This is a genomic window from Pseudoclavibacter sp. RFBI5 (assembly GCF_002931395.1).
Lineage (GTDB): Bacteria > Actinomycetota > Actinomycetes > Actinomycetales > Microbacteriaceae > Pseudoclavibacter.
The window spans coordinates 637,872-657,070 of sequence record NZ_PSYA01000010.1; the positions used below are offsets into that span (position 1 = coordinate 637,872).

The window sequence follows — 19,199 nt, forward strand, 5'->3', positions numbered from 1 at the left end:
GACACCACCGCCTCATGCCTCCAGCCGCCAAGCGACCGCAGCAGTCGCCGCTCGCTGTCCCCATCGCCGTCGCCGCCGCCCCCGTCGGGATCGGCCTGTCGTGGTTCGAGTACCCGGGCTTCTTCGCCGCGTGGATCGTCGTGCTCGTCGCGACGTTCAACGCCGTCTCGCCGATGTTCACCGGTCCCAAGAAGAACGGGGTCGAGACGCCGGCGAGCGAGTACGAGAAACAGCTCTCCCGGCGATTCCGGGCCTGGCAGTCGCTGCGCGGGCACCTGTTCCTCTCCCCCGCGTTGTGGCCGGGCAAGCGCGTCGCGCTCCTGCCGATCGCAGCTCTCGCCCTGGCGGTCGCTGTCTGGTTCTTGCCGGTGCTCGGGTCCGGGCATGCGTTCGATCTTGGCGCCGGCGGCGACCCCCTCGTGGTCCCCGTCATCCCCGAATCGTGGGAGCCGGGCCTTCGCGCGGTGAACGCGTACGCGGCGATGGCACTGGTCGTGGCGGGACTGGACACGCTGAATCGCGCCGCGGCGGAACGCGAGCCTCGCCCGTACGCTGGCGTGCTCGACCTCATCGCCCGGGTGAAGACCTCCATCCCCTCGCGGGTGGGCCTCATCGCGTGCGTCATCGTCCCCGCGTCGCTCGTGACCGTCGGCGTCCTCCAGATCGCCAAGACGCCGGAGCTCGCACCGTGGCTGCCAGCGCCGACGATCCAGGCCGTCGCGCTCGGGATCGCCGCGAGCATCGGCGTCGTCATCGGGGTCTTCTCGAAGCCGCTCATCGAGACGTGGCGGGAGCGGTGCGAGGCGGCCGAGCGGTGGGCGCAGGTGTGGCCGGAGCTGAAAGAGTTCAAGCAGGCCGAGCCCCGCCTCGTCGATCACGCGGCCTACCCGGACATCGACCTGCAGGTGGACACGTTTGACGCGCCCTCCGCGTATGGCACCGCGGGCATGTTCAAGCTGGGAGACGCCATCGGCCTGCAGCTCGCCGGCCAAGGCCACTCGCGCGACCTCGCAATCCTCTCCACCCCGGAACTCGACCAACAGGGACAGCCGAAGCCCGGCACCCGTCACCCGCTGCGGTTCCGTGTCGCGTCATGGCCGAGAGACGCCAAGCCAGACCTCGCCCGTCCCGACACGTCTGCGGAGATCGCGGAGCTCGCCGTCGATTCGGTCCTCTACTGGGCCGCATCCGCGAACAAAGCGATGCCGGACTCATGGCCGCTCCTGTCCGGGTTCGAGGCCATCTCGACCGCCCCCGAAGGCGCCGAGCCCGTCGACGCCGACGCGAAGCCGGACCTGCTCATGGAGACCCCGGAAGCTGAGGAAGCGCCGGAGTACACCGTCGCGTACGCGTGCACGATCGCTGACGGATCCGGGCTCGGGCACGCAGGCGCTGCGGCGAACCACGTCTACAGCTCCGGGTTCGGCGAGCTCGTCGAGGCCCGCGCGGTCCCTGACCCGTATGGCGCGACGACGCTCTACGTCGGCGCGCTCACCGCGGGCTCGACGACGCTGCAGAACCCGGGCCTGCTCGACGACTTCGCGCGCATCGACGAGGAAGACCTGTGGGGCCGCCGCTGGAGCGACACGGTCCTCAGCGCCGGCATCGTCGGCGGGCAGAAGCCGCACACGGCCCTGGTCAAGCACAAGAAGGTCCACGAGTTCGTCAACCACAACCCGCACACCGGCTCCATGCGCCCGCCAAGGCCCATGTCCATCGAGGTCATGCCGTTCCAAGTGCTCCAGGGCGTCGACGTCGGCACGTTCCTGCGCACCAAGGTCGAGACGACGCTGACGACCGCGCTCGACTCGGCCCCGTTCCTGTACCTGATGGCATGGAAGGCCGCAGGCTCCTCCCGGCAGGGTGAGCGCAACTCCGGGGCGTTCGCGGTCGCCTGGTCGAAAGACCCGATCGAGATGAACCCCGCTCGCCTCTACGCCAACCTCTCGGCCAGCAAGAAGACGGCGACCGCGAAAGCGGAAACCAACCAGGTCGCGACGATCGTGCTCGGCGCCGGCCTCGCGAAGGCGTTCGAGGCGTCCAAGCTCGCCCGTCCCGAAGTCATCCAGGTGGAGAACCTCACCGGCCCCGACACCGACTCGAGCATCTGGAGGGTGCAGCTGCGCCTCTACGGCGGCGTGACCACCGACCAGGTGCGGAAGAACCTCGGCAGCATGAAGAGCCTCATCGGTTGCGACTGGATGCAGGTCACCGGCGCGCAGGACGGCTGCACGATCGTGTACGGCGCGCGCCCGAACTCCCCGACCGTGCAGTTCTCCGGCCCCCGCTCTCGAGCGAACGAGGACTACTGCACGTCCATCGAGTGGGAGGCGGCGTTCGAGGCGACCGGCCTCATCGGCACCGACGGGCTCGCCCCGAAACTCAAGTCGCTGGAGCCATTACCCGGCAACGCGAAAGTGCAGCAGGCGACGTTCCAGGTGCCCCTCGGCCGGTCCATCGACGATTTCAAGGAGCCCAAGCGCAAGGGCACGCTGCGCTCGACCACCAACAACAAGTTCATCGACGTCCAGCCAGGGCAGACACCGAGCGAGGTGCTGCTGCTCATCAGCCCGGAAGACCCGGTGCCGTTCCCCGCTCCCATCGACTGGGACGCGATGCACGACGGCGGTCTCTCTGTCCCGGTCGCTTCGGGCGTCGACGGGTCGCCGGTCCGGTTCGACCTGGACCTGGATCCGCACCTGCTGGTACTCGGCGGCACCGGTACCGGCAAGTCGATCACCATTGGCGTGCTCCTGGCCGGGTTCCTGCTGCGCGGGTTCGATTGCTACCTCGCCGACCCGGTGAAGTTCGGCGCGGACTTCCAGTTCGCGAAGCCGTGGATGAAGGCCGTCACCGGAGAGGTGCTCGAGACAAGCCGGATGCTGGACGAGCTCTACGCGGAGGTGCAGCGCCGAAAGCGGTTCAACGCCTCCCGCGGGGTCGGCTCCATCGCGGACCTGCCAGCGGCGGAGCGTCCGAAGCGCATCGTGATCTTCATCGATGAGTTCACGTCCCTCATGATGGCTGACCGCGTCCCGAAGGCGACGGATGGGATGACGCCGGAGACGTTACAGGAGATCGCGGAGCAGCAGGCGATCGCGAACGCGAAGACGAACATCGGCGCGAAAGTCGGCCGCATCGCCCGCGAGGCTCGCAGTGCCGGCGTGCACCTGGTCCTCGCGACGCAGGAGCTCAAGAAGGACACCATGGACCAGATCCCGGGCGGCCGCGACCTCAAGGGGAACCTCGCCCGGTTCGTGCTCGGCAAGCTCTCCTTCGGCAGCCTCATGTCCGCCCTCAAAGACGCAACCGCCGCCCCCGACCTCGGCGAAGCCGCCGGTATGAAAGGCCGCGGCATGCTCGAGTCGAACCAGCCCGGCCCGACGAAGATCCTGCAGTCCTGGTACGGCACCGAGGGGTCCCACCTCTCCCACAACGCCGCGATGGTCGAGCAGCTGCAGGCGAAGCTCGAGCCGGTCACGGACCCGATGGACCTCGCCGCGATGCTCGCCGCCGACGCCGCCACCAGCACCACCGCTGGCGTCTTCGGCCAGGTCATCGACGCACCAGCCGCCCCAGTCGTCGAGGTGCTCGCACCCGTCCAAGAGGTCGCGTTCGCCGGTCCCGCGATGGACTTCGGGTTCGACGACGACGACGACGACGACGAGACCGACACGGGTGGCGCTGGGGTGCAGCTCGCCCCGTCGATGATCGCGCCAGTGGGCTACGACCCGTTCGCGGCCGCCGAGGAACCCGACGATGACACCGAGCCCGCCGAGGCAGAACCGGCGGTGACCGAGAACCCATTCGCTGACCGGGAGCCGACCGAGGCCGCCGCGGACCCGTTCGCGGTGTTCGCCGGCGCCATCGACGCGATCGACGATGAAGACGAGGATGATGGCCTCATGGCTACCCCCTCGCGGTTTGTCGTGGACGCGCCGACGTTGTTCCTTGACGTCGACAACACCATCTCCCCGACGTCCATCCCTATCGGCGTCTGGGACGACGCGGAGATCCTCCCGGAGACCCCGTTCGGGGCCGCGTGGATCTCCCGCACCATGCTCGCCAGGCTCGGGCAGCTGCGGTGCGAGATCGTGTGGCTCACCGACTGGGAGGACCACGCGTCGGCCACGTTCGGTGCGCTCCTCGGTCGGGAGTCCCGTCACCTGGCCCAGGACTCGTCTGCGCGCGGCTGGAGGAAGGCGGCAGCACTTCTGAATGTCGAAGTCACTCGCAGCGTCCCGCTCGCCTGGGCCGACGACCACCAGAGCGACCACCCGGACGAAGTAGCGGACGTGCGCGCCCGGTTCCCAGACCTGCACCTCGTGGCGCCGGCGACGTGCCTGACGCCGACGGACTTGGACGGGCTCGAGGCGCTGTTCGGCACCGATCGCGTCGTTGAGCCGGCTCCCGCACCGGTTGGTGACCTGTTCGCGCCGCCGGTGTACTCGAACGCCCCGGCGCCCGTGCAGGGCGGCGGGGGCCTGTTCGACTGAACCCGTCGGCGTCTCCGCGCCCTCGGGCGGCTCGATCCTTCGTTTTTCTGGCGCCCTGGTTCGGATTCGCGGGTGTTGCGAGGAAACCCGACGCGGTAGCTCCGTTCATGCGGTGCACTGGTTCTCGGCAGGCAAGGGAGCTCGAGCGCAACCTAGCGCGACGTCCGACTTCGGGCGTTGTGCACCGCGCGACAGAGGCAAGTACGAGGATTCCTCCCGCGCCGGTGAACCCGAGATGCCACCAACCGATACACACCGACAGAGACGAGCACAACCCATGACCGATCAGAACCCCACCCCGCCCGGCAACGGCCCCCTCTCCCGGCGCGCGGTCGTCACCGCCACCGCGTGGTCCGTCCCCGTCATCGCGTTCGGGGTCGCTGCCCCAGCGGCATCCGCATCCTGCGGCTCCCCGGACTCGCGCACCTACGGCCCAGGCACCTACGACCTGGTCCTGCCGACGTGCGTGTCTCAGGTGCAGTTCGAGGTCATCGGCGGCGGTGCACTCAGCGCGCAGGGAGGCGCGACAACCACCGGTTCGCGGATCGTCGGCACGCTCGCGCTTCCGAGCCGCGGAGTCACGTTGCGTCTCGTCGTTGGCGCCGCGGGAACGCGCGTGAACTCGGCGACGCAAGGCGGCGTCGGAGGCGCCGGGTACGGCAACGGCGGCTCTGCACCCGCAGACAGCCGCGGCAGTATCGCCGGTGGTGGCGGCACCGCCATCCTCATCGGCACCACGCCCTACGTCGTCGCCGGAGGGTCTGGCGGCGGACACGTGTACAACGCCGAGTCCGGCGCGAACGGCTGGATGAACACCGCGGTCCTCACCACCACCACGAACGGCGTTCCGTTCAGCACCGGCAACGCTGGGCCGACGCCGCAGAACGGCAACGGACGAGCGTTCGACTACGTCCTCAACGGGACCACGCAGGTTCGTCCCGGATACGGAGCTCCGGGACGCGCAGCGTCGGGTGCCACGGGCGGCGCCGGTGGGAACGGGCAGGCGTACAACGCCAACCGACCAAACGTGACGTTCTCAGGGGCGGTCTCGGGTGGCAACGGCGGCAACCACGGCACGGGCAACGCGGGCGGCGGCAATGGCGGCGCAGGCAGCAGAACCGTCGTCGGCACCATCTCCGGCGTCTCGGGCGGCGGCGGCGGCGGGTACGCCGGTGGTGGCGGCGGTGGCGGTGTGAGTGCCACCGGCACCGGCGGCGAGCGAGCGAACATGATCACCGGTGGTGGCGCTGGCTCCTCGTACACCGGCGGCGCGGGCGTCAGCGTGACCTCGACGACGTCGCCCACCGCTGGAGGCAACCAGGGGTTCATCCGCATCTCCTGGACCTAGGAAGCACCTTCGATCCTTCGCAACGCCCCTCCGGGACGCCAGCAGCGCATGGCTGGTGTCCCGGAGGGGCGTTGCGTGTGCGGGATCAGACGCCCTCGAACGCGAACGCGAGCAGGTGTGCGCGCTGGAAGAGGCGGGTGATGCGCGGCGCGACCTCGTCGGGGAGGTGCCCGTCGTGCAGGTCGATCGTGACGAGCTCGGGGCGCAGCAGTTCGGGGAGGTCGGCGATGCTGGCGACGCCGTGGGCTGCGATGAGGACTTCGCGGGCGGTGGCCATGTCGAGGATCGCGGCGAGCACGTCCGTGGCCGTCTGCTCGGTCCAGGGGTGCGTCTCCGCGTGGCCGTCGGTCGCGACGGTGAGACGGTCGCCGGGGATGACGGTGATGCGGTTCAGCGAGGCGCGGGTGGTGGTCGGTGTCGAGGTCATTCAGTGGGTCCGGTCGTGATCGCATGGGGAAGCCCCGCCCGGCGATATTGCAGCTTGCGGAGGCCGTGCCGGGCGGGGCGGATTGGGTGAGTTAGGGGTTACGCGGGCTGAGCCTGCTGCACCATGTGGGCGGGGATGCCGTTGTTGGGGAGGTTCGCGAGCTGCGCCGCGTCGATGTCCGGCACGGAGCCGTGCGGGTTGTGCAGGGGCGTGTTTCGCAGCTGCGCCCAGTTGCGGAGATCGAGCTGCTGACCCTTGTGCTCGGTCTTCACCTGGTACTCGGGGTTGCCGGCGTTGTACGCCGGGTCGATGCCGCGGTCTTCGAGACCGGCGAGGACACGGTACTTCGTGTCCCCTTCCTTGCCGGCGACCATGTTGACGGTAACGGCGACCTTGTGACCGACGAGCCCCAACGTCTGCTTCATGAGCTCACTCACGGCTTCGCTCTTGGGCCCGTCGAGGCGGTCGCTGCGCACGAGGTCCTGGCCGAGCTTGTTGTACTTCGCGACCGCAGTCTTGAGGATAACGATGCCGCGCTGCGACTTGAGGTCGCGGTCGACGTGGATGACGGTGCCCACGAACGTCTTCGTCTCGGAGACCTTCGCGGCCTCGAAATCGAGGGCGCGGACGATGCGGTCGATGTTCGAGCCGGGCATGGTCGATTCGAGGATGCGCTTGATGGCGTCTCCCACGTGCTGGTCGGTGTACTCGGCGCCGTGGCCCATTGCGGCGATGAGGTGGGCGGTGGGGAGCACGTCCATCTTGGTGCGCTCGGACAGTTCGATGATGGGTCCGGATTCGGACATGGCTGGCCTCCAAGGCTCAAGGGGTGTGGATCGGTGTTGGGTGACTATGCGGGCGTCGATGCCCGCGGCTCACAGCTCGGGCGTGCTCACGCGAACGGGCCACCCTTCTGCGCGGTTGCGGCGGTGCCGAGGGATTCCATGAGCAGCTCGACGCTGATTGCGTTGTCGTCCCAGACGGTCATCGCGGACTGCGCAAGGACCATCAGGTACGGGCCGTTGGTCTGGTACCAGACGTTCCACGCCTCGGGGCCGGCGCCGACGGGCAAGGGGCGCTGTTCGAGGACGCTGCGCAGCAGGCCGCGGATGCGCGTGTTCGCGCCAGAGGACCAGCTCGTGGCGCTGGTGATGCCGGCCTCGGCCCGCTGGACCATGCGCGCGAACACGCGAGCCAGGGCGAGGATCTGCTCCTGCGTCGGGGCGGCCACGCCGGCCTTGGTGAGCGACTCACCGGCAAGGCCCACGAGACCGAACACTCCGGTCGCGGCATACGAGTTGAGGTTGAGCAGAGGCACGCCCCCGGGGCCGTTCACGATCTCGTCGAAAGGGCGACCTTCGGGTCGAGGCGTCATCTGCTGCTGAGGTGCCTGTGCCGGCATCTGCTGGGCGGCCTGCTGTGGGGCTGCTGTCATGGTCATGGCGTGGATCTCCTGGATCAGCGGTGCTGGTGGTGGTGAGGTCTCTATGCGGGCACGCTCCGCGGGTGCCGTCGCAGCCGCTTCTTCCGCTTCGTGGCGCTCCAGCGCGGCGAGCACCAGCGGCGGGACGACCGGGGCCGGCTTGAACTCCCGGGAGCCTGCGATGCCGAGCTGGTCGGGACTGAACTGCCCGCTAGCTGCAGCCACTGCCTTGCGCAGTGAGACCGCGTCTTTGAGCATCCAGGCACGGCGTTTCTCCGTCAGCGCGACCCCGTTGCTGAGCTCGAGGGCGAACTTGTCGGCGTTCGTCCACTTCTTCGGCGACCCGATCTGCCCGACAGGGCAGGCGTTCACCAGTGGGCACCACGCGCACAGCGGGCCCGGGTTCGTCGTGAACTCGCGAGCCTCGACCGCGCGCTGCTGCGCTTGGTACTGATCGGTGAGCCACTGCACGGAGTCGTCAGTGGCTTCCACGCTCATGTCGACCTCGGTGCGCGCCCGAGCGCCCGTGTAGAGCAGCTGCCCACGTGTGGGGCGGATGCCGGTCTGCTTCTCGTAGCCGCGGCCGTAGATGCGGATCTGGTCGGCCTTCTCGTCGCGGTTCCCGAAGGCGGGGTTGAACTTCTCGTACTTGCCGGTCTTGTAGTCAGTGATCTCCACCTCTTCGCTCTCGCCAGTGAAGAGCCGCTCGACGCGGTCGATGAAGCCGTTCAGGTTCAGGAACGTATTCAGCGGGACCGCTTTGAACCGCCGTTCGACCTCGATGACGTTGACCTGGGTCGGGTCTTCGAGCTCGAGCACGCCGAGGGCGAAGTCCATGACTTTCAGCTCCTGCGTGATGCGCCCGTCCGGGTCGAGCTTCTCCTGGTCCGCTCGGAACTCGGGACTGAGGAACACCTGACGCACGTGCGCTTCGAGCGCCTCCCGGGTGCGCTCGGCGGCGGGCACGTCCCGGTAGAAGGACTCGAGTGCCGCGTGCGCGTGGACGCCCAGCGGGGCGGCCTGGAGGGGGTCGTCCTCGCGGGGTACGACTTGGGAGGCGAGCCATTTCGCCTGGCACTGCGCGATCGCCTGACCTGCGGACACGGAGAACGCTCGACGGTTCAAGGACGCGGCAGTCTCATCGGAGGTGACGAGGAGACGCCCGTCAGTGCTCCACCGCAGCCCCGTCAGCGGGAGGGTCTTCTCCCGGTACGAGGAGGGGGCTGGCGGGGGCGTCTGGGCGAGTATTTGGGTGGTCACCCCAGCTCTATGCGGGTGCCTCTGTCAGGGCGTCGACGGGCGCCACGGCGGGGCCGTTTCGAGACCAGATTCGGGCTCGCGCGGGTACCTCAACTGGGAGTGCGACACGCCCGGGGAGGTTCTCCTGCAGGGGTTCGTTGGCGTGTCGGCTGCTGTGATTTGCCTGTGAATCCACTCTTCGGCGCGAAACCCCAAAAACGACGAAACATAGTTGGAACTACATCCCCATCCCGCGGCCTAGTACGCGGATTTCACCTGTGACCTGGGTTTTCTCGGTCAACACTTGCTCAGCCAGACCAACTAGCGATCCCCGAAATATGTATATAGAGAGATCAATAAAAGAAAAGAGAAAAAGAGGTAATTACCTTTTATATATATATATATACTTTTCTTTAGCTAGTAGTAGTAGTAGTAAGGGGTTTCCCCTACTGCCGACTGGGAACTCGACCTAGGTGAGGTTCTAGGAGCGCCTAGGAATCCGGCCTCTCAACTATGTATCGCCCAAAATCGAGCCTCGAAACCGGAATTTCGACGCCCGCAGCAGACCCCGCCAACCCGGCCCAGCAACCACCCAAAATCGCCTCCGACGCCCGGAACGGCGCGGATCGGCAGAAAAATCACGACCGACCGCCGAGTTGCGCCGCCGGCCGGCCCGGGGTAACTTTTCGACAGCTGGGACCAGCCCACCGGTCTGTTGAGTCAGAGCCACGCCTCCGCCCGAACTCCGTCCGCGAGTCCCCGGGCCCGCACGCACCACCCACGCCCGCCGCGAGACCCCCCTCGCCGCGGGCGTTTGTCGTTTCCGGCGACTCTGCGCATAGGCAGACCATGAGCTCCAGCCCCGCACCCTCCGCCCTCTCCTTGGCCTGCCGTGCCGTCTCCCGTTCGGGAGGTGATGCCCGATGACCGACAACACCTCGTTCGGCTACAGCCCCGACGTCGCTTTCGGTGCTCCAGCTCCTGCCCCGGTTCAGCCACTCTCGCCCCGCGAGCCGGACGCCACTGCCGAGCCTGCGCCCCTGCCCGCTACCCTGCCGACGCCTGAGGCCGGCGGTGACGCACCTACTCGTCGGTCACGTCGTTCGTCCGCGCCTGCCGCGAGGGCTGCTCGCCCGGCGCCTGCGAAGGTCACGCGCGCGCTCGTCGGAAAAATCCTCAGTATCCACGCGCAGGTGTCCACGCTCGACGAGGGCGACCGGGAGCTGCTGGCGGGCCTGCTTGGCGGCACACGCACCATCTCGAACGACGTCGCATCGCTGACCACGCAGCTGGCGGTGGAAGGCGGTGGGTCGAAGTCGACCGCGAAGATCGTCGAGACGCTCCAGCAGCTGCGCGGCATCGACAGCGAGCTCGACCGGATCGAGCGACTGTTCGGCCTCGACGATGCCCACCGGCGACTGCTCTGGCGTGTGCTCGCCTCCCTCGGCCGCCTCGACGGCTCCCCCGCCGCCGGCGACGCGTTCGGGACGGCGCGCAAGATCGCGACCGCCGTTGCCGAGCTGTCCGACTGGGACCTCGAGCGCATCGAGCGGCTCCGTCAGGCGACGAACGCGAAGTAGCCACCGCCATGCCCACCTGCACCCTCTGGCGATACCTGCCCGGGAAACCGGGAGCGTCGACCCTACCCGGGAAGAGCGCCGAGTCGTGGCGCCCGTGCCGGGAGCCGGTATCCGCGGGCATCACCGCGTGCGCGGATTGCTTCGAGGCGCTCATCCAGCACCCGGACCCACAGGTGCGCATCGCCGCCTCCGCCCATCCCGACGTTCCCGCCGATGTGCTCGACGTCCTCGCGCTCGATGGGGACCAGCGCGTCGCGATCGCCGCGGACGACGCACTCCACCGGCGCACCACCACGGCCGCCACTCTCACCGCTGACCGCACCTCCGCACCACTAGGAGCACCCCGCCCATGAGCCCGAAGCCGAAGCCCAAGCCCACCGCCGCCCCGCTGCCGTTCGAGGACGACGACTTCCCGATGGCCACGAACCGACAGGCCCCGGCAGCGAAGAAGCGTGAGATGAGCCGGAGAGCTGCACGCCGCTGGCTCATCGCGATCGGCGTCGGCGTCGTCGGAATCGCGGTCGTCGCCGGCGGTTCGCTGCTGCTCCAGCGCGCCGACCCTCCCGCACCGGTCACCTCCACCGACCTTGTCGACTCCGACGGCAAAGCCCTCGCAATGGCGAGCATCACCACCTGGCTCGGCCAGGACCCCGCTCCCGTGCCCGGTGGCGTGCTGCTGTCGTGGGACGGCGTCGACACCACGCCGGCGCCGACGGCGACTCCGGGCATGAGCGACCGCGAAGTGTCGGCGCTGCCCGGATACGCGGTCGAGCTCCACCACTTCACGATCCGCGACGGGCAGGGCTACCTGTACGAGGCAAGCGTGCAGGTGGAATCCAACGAGCTGCTCGGCTCCCGCTTCGCCGGCCACCCGAGCCTGCTTCGTATCGCCCCCGACGCTCCCACCGGGGAGGCGTGGGGCCAGCACGTCGTCTGGCCCGGCTGGGAGACAGCCTCCGCTCCCGCGCCCGTCGAAGAGGCGGTGCAGGCGTGGGCGGCCGCGTTCACCTCCGGCGACCCGAAGGCGCTGCGCCTCGTCGTCGGCGATCCCGACACCACCCACTCGTACATGCCCGTCGGCATCGCCCTCGGCGCGAGCGTCGAAATCGCCGAGTCCGCGCTCCCCATCCCGGCCGACGGCGAGGACGCACCGACTGACACGATGCTCGTCCGCGTCAACCTCAACGCCCTCCTCGGCGCGCAGGCCACCCCCGCACCTGGAGAGTCGAAGAAGTCGTCACTCATGACCTACGACCTGCTGGTCGCGGGCGCGGACACCGGCAGCCCCCGCGTCGTGTCCTGGGGCGGCGCGGGCACCGGCACCTCCCTCGAGCCGTACTCGGTCGCCGTGACCGGCCGCGATGTCGGACCCGCGCAGGACGCCACGATCAGCGGCGAGACGCCCGCCCCGACGGCCGCTCCCGAAGCGACGACAGCGCCGGCCCCGACTCCCACGCCGTAGCCCGCACCGACGCCGCCGCACCCCGCGCACTCTCGACAGACAGGACCCGACCGTGGCCTCCACCATCACCGGCAAAGACCCCCGCGACACCCCGACCGCGCCCCCGCTCAGCACTCGCCACGGCAAACCCCTCCCGGACGGGCGCGTACCGGGGGTGGACGGGTCGGTGTGGCTGTGGCGGAAGGTGCCGCTCGGCGCGATGCGGGATGTGCGCACCGAGGAGGAGAAGGCGCGCCTCGGCGGCCGCGTCGACGCCGCCCTCCACGGCCTCGCCGGCATTGCCCGGCAGCGCGGCGTGAACCGGCAGATGGTGAAGTCCAGCTACCGCCGGTTCAAGCTCCTCAGCCTGAACGTGCCCGCCTGGTTCGAGGCCCCCACAGGCTTGTCGACGAAAGCGCAGCTCGACGAGCAGTTCGAGAACGAACTCGTCCCCCAGCGCCTGGTCATGTTCGGCGTGAAGCTCCTCGCCGATTCCGGCTTCCACGGCATCGGGTCCATCGTCGAAGACGTCACCACGTTCTTCACCACCATGGACGGGGCGCCGATGGCGGACTTCGAACGGGACGCGAAGCGCGTCGCGCGGGAGCTCGCCCGCGCCGAGCTCGCTATCCCGGACGCGGACGACTTCCTGTTCGCCGGCAACTGGTGGAACCACTCCATGGACCGCGCATCCGCACGCGCTGTGCCCACGCTCGCGCACGTCGACCACCAGCATTTCCTGCGTTCCCCGTCGCTGCGCCGAGCCGTTGACCGGCGCCTCGCGGAGACCGAGGAGCGCGACTGCGACCAGTGGCCGCCGGAGCTCGTCAACCACCCCGACATGGCCACCATCACCTTCGGTGCCGTCGAAGGGTACGACTACGACTTCGAAGACACGAGCTCCCCGTCCGCCGCGTGGGCGGTCGACCTGCTCGACGCCGGAACCCGCGCCATCACGGTAGAAGGGCTGGTGGAGCCCGCGAAGATCACGAAGCAGGAGATCCGCCGCCAGCGCCGACAGATGTCCGGCGACCGGAAAGAGTTCGCGCACGCCGGCAAGGAAACCGGCGTCGAGATGCAGGACAAGGAAGACCTCACCGACGACCTCTACAAGCACTACAGCCGCGCCGGCGCCCCACCCACCCTCGTCGACACGAGCGTCCTCGTCGCCCTCGACGGACGAGTCGACGACATCGACCTGCTCGCACCTCCATCGCTGCGCATCGACCCGATGACGAACCTGCAGGGCGCCGCCTGGCAGGAAATGATGATCTGCTCCTCCGTCCACGCCAACCCGCACCTGCTCGACCTGCCGTCCTGGACGGTCTCCTACGCTGGCACCTCCTCCATCCAGGCCGTCAGCGACTCGCCCCTCACCGCCGACGGGCGCAGCGTCGGCGCGCTCGCTGGGTTCACCGAAGGCGACAACCAGCCCGCGTACCTCTCCAGCGACCCGCAGACCTCCGGCGACAATCTCCCCATCCGCCTCGTCGCCGCCTCCCCCGGCTCCGGGAAGCTCCTCACCCTCGACACGCTCCTGCCCACCCCCGACGGCGGACGCATCGCGCTGCGAGATGTGCGCGTCGGCACCCGCCTCGTCGGCCGCGACAGCAACCCCTGCACCGTCACCGCCCTCTCCGAGATCGAACGCGAGCCAGAGCTGTTCCGCGTCACCCTCGGAGACGGCCAGCACTTCGACGCGTGCGCCGACCACCAGTGGATCGTGACCGCCCCGACCGAGGTCCTCCCCCGCTTCGCCGACCTCGAGTACGCCGTCGAGACGATCCGCAGCCTCTACGACTCGATCCCGGCGACGTCCCCGATGACCCCGGAGGTGACGTTCTCGCTCTTTCAGCGCGTGTTCGGCGAACGCTGCCCGTGGCCGACGCTCCAAATGATGCAACGCAGCGCGGCCCTCCTGAACCGTGACCTGGACCTGCTGCACGACCGCGCGATCCTCGCCGTCCTCGCGACCCGCCTCCAGCACCTCCAGGACGCCATGGCGACCATCGAGCCGCGCGAGCTCGTGCTCACCACCGGCGAGATGCTCGAACTCGCACCGGCCGCCGACTGGCGCATCCGCGCATCTGCTGCAACCCCCGACGCAATCGCCCGCCTGAACGCGCTCACCGGCCTCCACGTGAGCGCGCTCGGCTCCGACAATGAAGCCAGCATCACCGTTCCGTCCGGAGCCGCTCCTGCACTCCTCGAGGCTGCACGTCGGGCCGGACTCATCGCTGAGCTCGCATCCTCCGCGATGACCTCGACAGTGTCCTGGACCGCCCGCGCCACGCACCACAGCGTCGTCTCCATCGCCCCGATCGAGTCGCGCCCGGGCCGGTGCATCACCGTCGACTCCCCCGACTCGAGCTACCTCATCGGCGACTACGTGGCCACCCACAACACGATGCTGCTGCTGTGGCTCGCGCAGCAGTGGCACCGCCAGGGATCCCCGCAGCTGATCCTCGACCCGAAGCCAGAGAGCGACCACTCGGCGTTCATCCGCCGCGAGGGCGGCCGCAGCATCTCGTTCTCCGACCTGGAAGGCGCGGACGGGATCCTGGACCCGCTGCGGTTCTCAGCGAACCTCGGCTCTGGCGTCACCCTCGCCGCCGACATGATCACCCGAATGGCCCCGTGGGGTGTCGGACGCGGCGAGGAGTTCCAGACGGACGTGCTCGACGCGATCCGTCACGGCGTCGCCCAGGGCGCCCGCGCGACCGGTCAGGCGCTCCGCGTAGCCGAGCGCGACGGCATCATCGACCTCTCGATCACCGCTCCCATCCACAAGCTCGCCGCGTCCTCCCCGATGTTCCGAACCACCTTCGGGTACGGCAGCACCGAAGAGACGATCGACTTCGGCGCCGGGATGACGTACTTCTACGTCGGCAACGGCGCGTTCGAGCTGCCCGCGATGGCCGACACCGAACCCGCCGAACGCCATGCCTCCCAATCGGTGCGCGCGTCCGCGAACGCCATCCGCATGCTCTCCCGCGCCGGCACCGTCGGACTCGCCCGCCGAGGCGCTGTGCTCCACTTCGACGAGGGCTGGGTGCTCGACAAGCTCGCCCCCGGAGAGCTGGAAGCCCAGGGCCGCCTCGCGCGCGAGCTCGGCGTGCTCATCCAGGTCTACACGCAGACCCCGTCAGGGCCGGTCGAGAACAAGACCGCGAAATACGTCGGCTCGGGCGCGATGGGCTACGTCGAAGACCCAGACGAGGCGATCGCCGCCATGAAGATGATGAAGTTCCGCGAGCCGCTGGATCAGCGCGTCCTGGACCGACTCGTCGCACCCCGCAACGACGCCGGCCAGTCCGACGGCATCAACCGGCAGTCGCTGCAGACGCTGTTCAAGAAGGATTCCCGCGAGGTCGTCCGCGGCAGCGTCTTCTACATCTCCGACGCGACCAGGCGCCTCGCCCCGGTCGAGGTGAAGCTCCCCGCCGCATTCCTCAAGCAGGTCTCCACCAACGCCAACGACCGTCGAGCCCGGGACGCCGCGGAAGCTGCGAGCAGCCCCTCCCCCGTGCCCGCATAGCGGTTGCGCCTCACCGAATGGTGTGCGCTAATTAGGTGCGGGCAAGGCAATCCCTGCCCGCACCACCGCCACCCTCGAAGGACGTCATGACTGTCACCGCCACCACATCACCCTTGTCCGCACCTGAGAGCCCCACTCGGGATGCGCACATCACTGCCTTGCCCGCACCTGAGAGTGCCACCCGACTCACAACCGTCGAGTCCTTGCCCGCACCTGTGCCAGTACCCACGATCGTGCACGCCTCCCCCGAAGTGCAGGAGTTCGCTGGTGAGCGCCTTGCCGACTTCCATGCCAACCCGGCCACCTTCGGTCGGATCGCGGCGTCTTGCTGCCCGGAAGCGGCTGCGTTCGCTCGTGCAGACCTCCTCGCCTCCGGCATTCCTCCGCTCGCGGATGCGGTGCTGCGCTCGACGTTCCAGCGGAAGTTTCCGGTGACGTGCGCGCGCATCCTCGCCGACCCGCAGGCGTTCACCGCAGGCCATCTCGTCGCCGCACTCCTGGACACCTGGCACGAAGTCGCCGTCGAGATGCTGCTGCGCTACGTGGTTCAAGAGGGCGTGGAGACGCGCCACATCGACGCGGTCTGCCGAAACCTCGCGACCCACGCCCTCGACGCCTCCGGCGGTGTCGGGAGCGGCTACGTCCCCGGGGAGCGCGAGACCGGCGACCTCGAAGCAGTCGACCTGCCCTCGCACCCGGCGAGGTTCCACCCGACACTGCGCGTACGCCGCTACCTGGCGGAGATCCTCGCGAACCCTGTGCTCGGCATCCCGCACCGCATGACCGAGCTGGGCTTCCGGGACTACGCGGTCGCGTATCCCTCCATTGAGCATCTGTCGCACGACGAGGTGTTCCAGGAGACGAGCGTGGACCTGCGCCGCAAGGTGTTCTCCGACGCCATCGACAACGCCGAGCAGCTGAGCTCCTACCTGCAGCTGCCGAAGATCGCGGCCGGCGCCAGCGCCGTCGGCTGGTTCAGGCAGACCGGCCGGGCCGTGGGGAAGTCGAAGACTCGAGACGCGATCAACCGACACGCGAAGCTCGTGTCCGCTGACTTCGCCCGCGACCTCGCAGCCAGCGAGGAGCGCATAGGCGGCGTCTCCCGCGAGATCCTGCAGGACGAGTTCCTGCGCGAGCAGGCGATCGCGGACCGGGACAGCCTCGACACCGACTTCGAGCTCGACAGCCGGAACCCCGTCGGCGCACTCGTCGACGCGCTCGAATCCGCACGTGAGCTCGCCGGCGGCAACCGCCTGCGCAACAGCGCCATGCTCGTCCTCGCAGGTGCGAGCGTCTTCCGGAACACGTTCGCCCTCCCTGAGCTGACGCTTCCCGCCGACCAGGACGAGCTCGAGCGCGTCCGCGTGGCGATCGAGAGCACCCCTGGCGAGGTGCACCGCTCCCTCAAGGCCTGGCACGACGCCCTCAAGGGTGCGAGCACTCGAGACCAGCGCGACATCGACCCGGCACTGGTGGAGCTGTGGCAGCACTACTCCGCGCTCGAGGCGGACGCGCTCCTGGGCCGCGGCCCGCAGGTCGCGCTCATCCTCGCGCGCGCTGCCGTCGCCGTCCTCCCAACCCCGAAGACGGACTCCCGCCTCGCATTCATCGCCAGCATCACCGCAGCCTCCACCGACCCAGCCTGGGCGAAAGTGGCCCCACGCATCGCGTCCGGGTTCACCGCTCGGTTCTGCAAGCGAACACCAGACGAGGAGTCCCAGGCCTGGCCCACTGCGCTGCGGCTTGCGCTCGACGCCGAAGACGCGCCCCTTGGCATCACCAGCACGGATGTCGAGCGCAACCTGCGCGAACTCCACCTCCTCAGCCACCTGTCCACCCAAGAAGCCACGCAGCCGCTTCACGAGCTGCTTGCCCGCACCTAAGACAAGTACTCACCCCTCTCGAGAGCAGCCACCGCCACCTATGACTATGCAGCGCATGCCGATGACCGTCGGCCAGAAGTTCGACCCCACCAACCCGAAGCACGTCGACAAGGTCCTCTCCGCCATCGACCCCGCTCAGTACGGCACCGGATGGAAGATCGAGCACTACGACCAGGCCGCAGGCAAGCTCTACGTCACCCGCCAGGACGCCGTCACCTCGGTCGAGGCCGGCACCCGCAAGGACGAGAAGGTCGCGCGCCTCGGCCCGGAGTACGGACCTGGAGACGGGGAGAAGGCCGCGAAGCGGTTCGAGTCGATTCCCGACTTCGCCGGCTACGTGATGACGCACTACGACTCGTATCGCGCCATCGCGCACCTCACGAAGCTCTCCCCGGACGAGATCCGTTGCCGCGACGCGATCGCGATCGTCGTCGGCGCGAAGCCGTGGGAGGTGCAGGTCTCGAAGCGCCGAGGCGGCGGCTTCCATGTCCGACTCCCGAAGACGTACACCCCGTCGAAGCACGACGCGAAGTTGAACGAAGTCGTGACCACCGCGGTCGGCCTCCCCGGCTGGTACTCGAAGATCGACGTGCCGAACTTGTCGATGGAGATCATCCCGTCGAAGCCGCCGACCTTCCCCGGGATGGTGCCTTACCCGCTCGATCGAGTGCGGGAGCTCAACACCCAGGACCGGCTCCTCTACGGGTGGTCGCTCCCGGAGAACGGCGACGACCCAGGCGAGTACCTCTGGTTCGACTGGGGGGACGGCCCGCACGGTTTACTTCAGGGCACCACAAGCTCTGGGAAAACGGTGTCCATCAACGGCATCCTCACCGGCGCCCTCGCAGCAGGCATGGAGCTCGCGATCCTGGACACTCCAGCCAAGTCCGTGGACTTCATGTGGTGCCGAAAGTTCGTGCGACCCGGAGGCTGGGGATGCGAGTCCTCGGGCCACGCGCTCGCCGTCCTCGACGGCATCTACCGGGAAGGCAACCGCCGAGCCGCGATCATCAAGGCCCACGGGGTGCAGAACATCACCCAGCTCCCGCCAGATGTTCGCCAGGGCATGCCCCGCATCCTCACGCTCGCCGACGAGGTCGCAGCCCTCATCCGCCCAGCCGAGGTCATCAAGGGCCTCGACAAGGAAGACCCGCGCTACCTCAAGCAGCAGGAAGAGGGCATGATCCGTGGTCTCACCAAGCTCCTGTTCCTCAAGCTCACCGCAGAGATGCGCTTCACCGGGCTCCACGTGCTTCTCAGCTCGCAGGTCATGTCGCAGAACACGGGCTTTCCGACCGAGCTGCGCGACAACTCCTCGAACCGGTGGCTCATGGGCCCAGGCGCCAACGATCGTCAGCGCAACATGGCGTTCAACAACCCGGACTCCGCCCCGAAGTTCTCCGACCACCCAACGCTCCTGCAGGACAAGAACGCCGTCCGCGGCACCGGCGTCGCGGAACTCCCCGGCCAGCCGACCCGCATCTTCAAAGGCCTCTACGCGTCCACCGACGACCTGTCCCGGCGACTCGTCCAGCTCGGTGTTCCGACCTACCCGGATGAGTTCTCCTCGCCGAGCTACCTCGAAGTGCAGCGAGCGATCCACGGAGACGACGTCGAGGTCAAGCGGGACTTGTCTGGGCCACCGCTCGCCAACGACCCCGACGCGGGCGCCACGGACCAGAACGGGAACCGCCTCACGGGCGCTGCCGCCGCTGCAGCTGCGTCGAAACGGCACGCGGGCGTCTGAGCTCGCGTGGATCGATGCGTTCCCCGCATAGGTCTCTAGACTGAGGGGTGCGCCCCGACTTCATCCACTCCTCGAGA

The 19,199-nt window shown here is 68.7% G+C and carries 11 protein-coding genes; 8 read left to right on the top strand and 3 right to left on the bottom strand.

What is annotated here, in order from left to right; all coding sequences use genetic code 11:
* Positions 1-14: 14 nt before the first annotated feature.
* Positions 15-4,496, top strand: a complete 4,482-nt coding sequence (locus tag C5E06_RS09935) for an FtsK/SpoIIIE domain-containing protein (RefSeq protein ID WP_104306774.1) — start codon at positions 15-17, stop codon at positions 4,494-4,496.
* 277 nt (positions 4,497-4,773) lie between these two features.
* Positions 4,774-5,844 carry a hypothetical protein gene (locus tag C5E06_RS09940; protein WP_104306775.1) on the top strand — a complete coding sequence of 357 codons (1,071 nt, stop codon included), beginning with the start codon at positions 4,774-4,776 and terminating at the stop codon, positions 5,842-5,844.
* An 85-nt stretch (positions 5,845-5,929) separates the two neighbouring features.
* On the opposite strand, the gene C5E06_RS09945 is transcribed toward C5E06_RS09940, so the two are convergent.
* The 3 genes from C5E06_RS09945 to C5E06_RS09955 all read right to left on the bottom strand — a co-directional run bounded on the left by C5E06_RS09945 (position 5,930) and on the right by C5E06_RS09955 (position 8,954).
* Positions 5,930-6,271 carry a hypothetical protein gene (locus C5E06_RS09945; RefSeq protein WP_104306776.1) on the bottom strand — a complete coding sequence of 114 codons (342 nt, stop codon included), beginning with the start codon at positions 6,269-6,271 and terminating at the stop codon, positions 5,930-5,932.
* A gap of 98 nt (positions 6,272-6,369) precedes the next feature.
* Positions 6,370-7,077, bottom strand: coding sequence for a hypothetical protein (locus tag C5E06_RS09950; RefSeq protein ID WP_104306777.1), 708 nt, complete (start codon positions 7,075-7,077; stop codon positions 6,370-6,372).
* A gap of 86 nt (positions 7,078-7,163) precedes the next feature.
* Complete coding sequence (locus C5E06_RS09955; RefSeq protein WP_104306778.1) at positions 7,164-8,954, bottom strand: PD-(D/E)XK nuclease family protein; 1,791 nt, start codon at positions 8,952-8,954, stop codon at positions 7,164-7,166.
* Between the two features lie 902 nt (positions 8,955-9,856).
* On the opposite strand from C5E06_RS09955, the gene C5E06_RS18980 reads away from it, so the two are divergent.
* From C5E06_RS18980 to C5E06_RS09985, 6 genes are all read left to right on the top strand, one after another.
* Positions 9,857-10,513 (top strand): hypothetical protein, encoded by a 657-nt coding sequence (locus tag C5E06_RS18980; RefSeq protein ID WP_146081355.1) that lies wholly within the window; start codon positions 9,857-9,859, stop codon positions 10,511-10,513.
* Positions 10,514-10,521: 8 nt separating this feature from the next.
* A complete protein-coding gene (locus C5E06_RS19500; protein ID WP_146081356.1) occupies positions 10,522-10,866 on the top strand; it encodes a hypothetical protein in 345 nt (114 codons plus the stop codon).
* A complete protein-coding gene (locus C5E06_RS09970) occupies positions 10,863-11,975 on the top strand; it encodes a hypothetical protein (protein ID WP_104306781.1) in 1,113 nt (370 codons plus the stop codon). The genes C5E06_RS19500 and C5E06_RS09970 overlap by 4 nt, the downstream gene beginning before the upstream one ends.
* A 52-nt stretch (positions 11,976-12,027) precedes the next feature.
* Positions 12,028-15,492 carry a hypothetical protein gene (locus tag C5E06_RS09975; RefSeq protein WP_146081357.1) on the top strand — a complete coding sequence of 1,155 codons (3,465 nt, stop codon included), beginning with the start codon at positions 12,028-12,030 and terminating at the stop codon, positions 15,490-15,492.
* A gap of 215 nt (positions 15,493-15,707) precedes the next feature.
* Complete coding sequence (locus C5E06_RS09980; RefSeq protein WP_104306783.1) at positions 15,708-17,375, top strand: hypothetical protein; 1,668 nt, start codon at positions 15,708-15,710, stop codon at positions 17,373-17,375.
* Between the two features lie 40 nt (positions 17,376-17,415).
* A complete protein-coding gene (locus C5E06_RS09985) occupies positions 17,416-19,122 on the top strand; it encodes an FtsK/SpoIIIE domain-containing protein (protein ID WP_146081358.1) in 1,707 nt (568 codons plus the stop codon).
* The last annotated feature ends 77 nt before the right edge of the window (positions 19,123-19,199 follow it).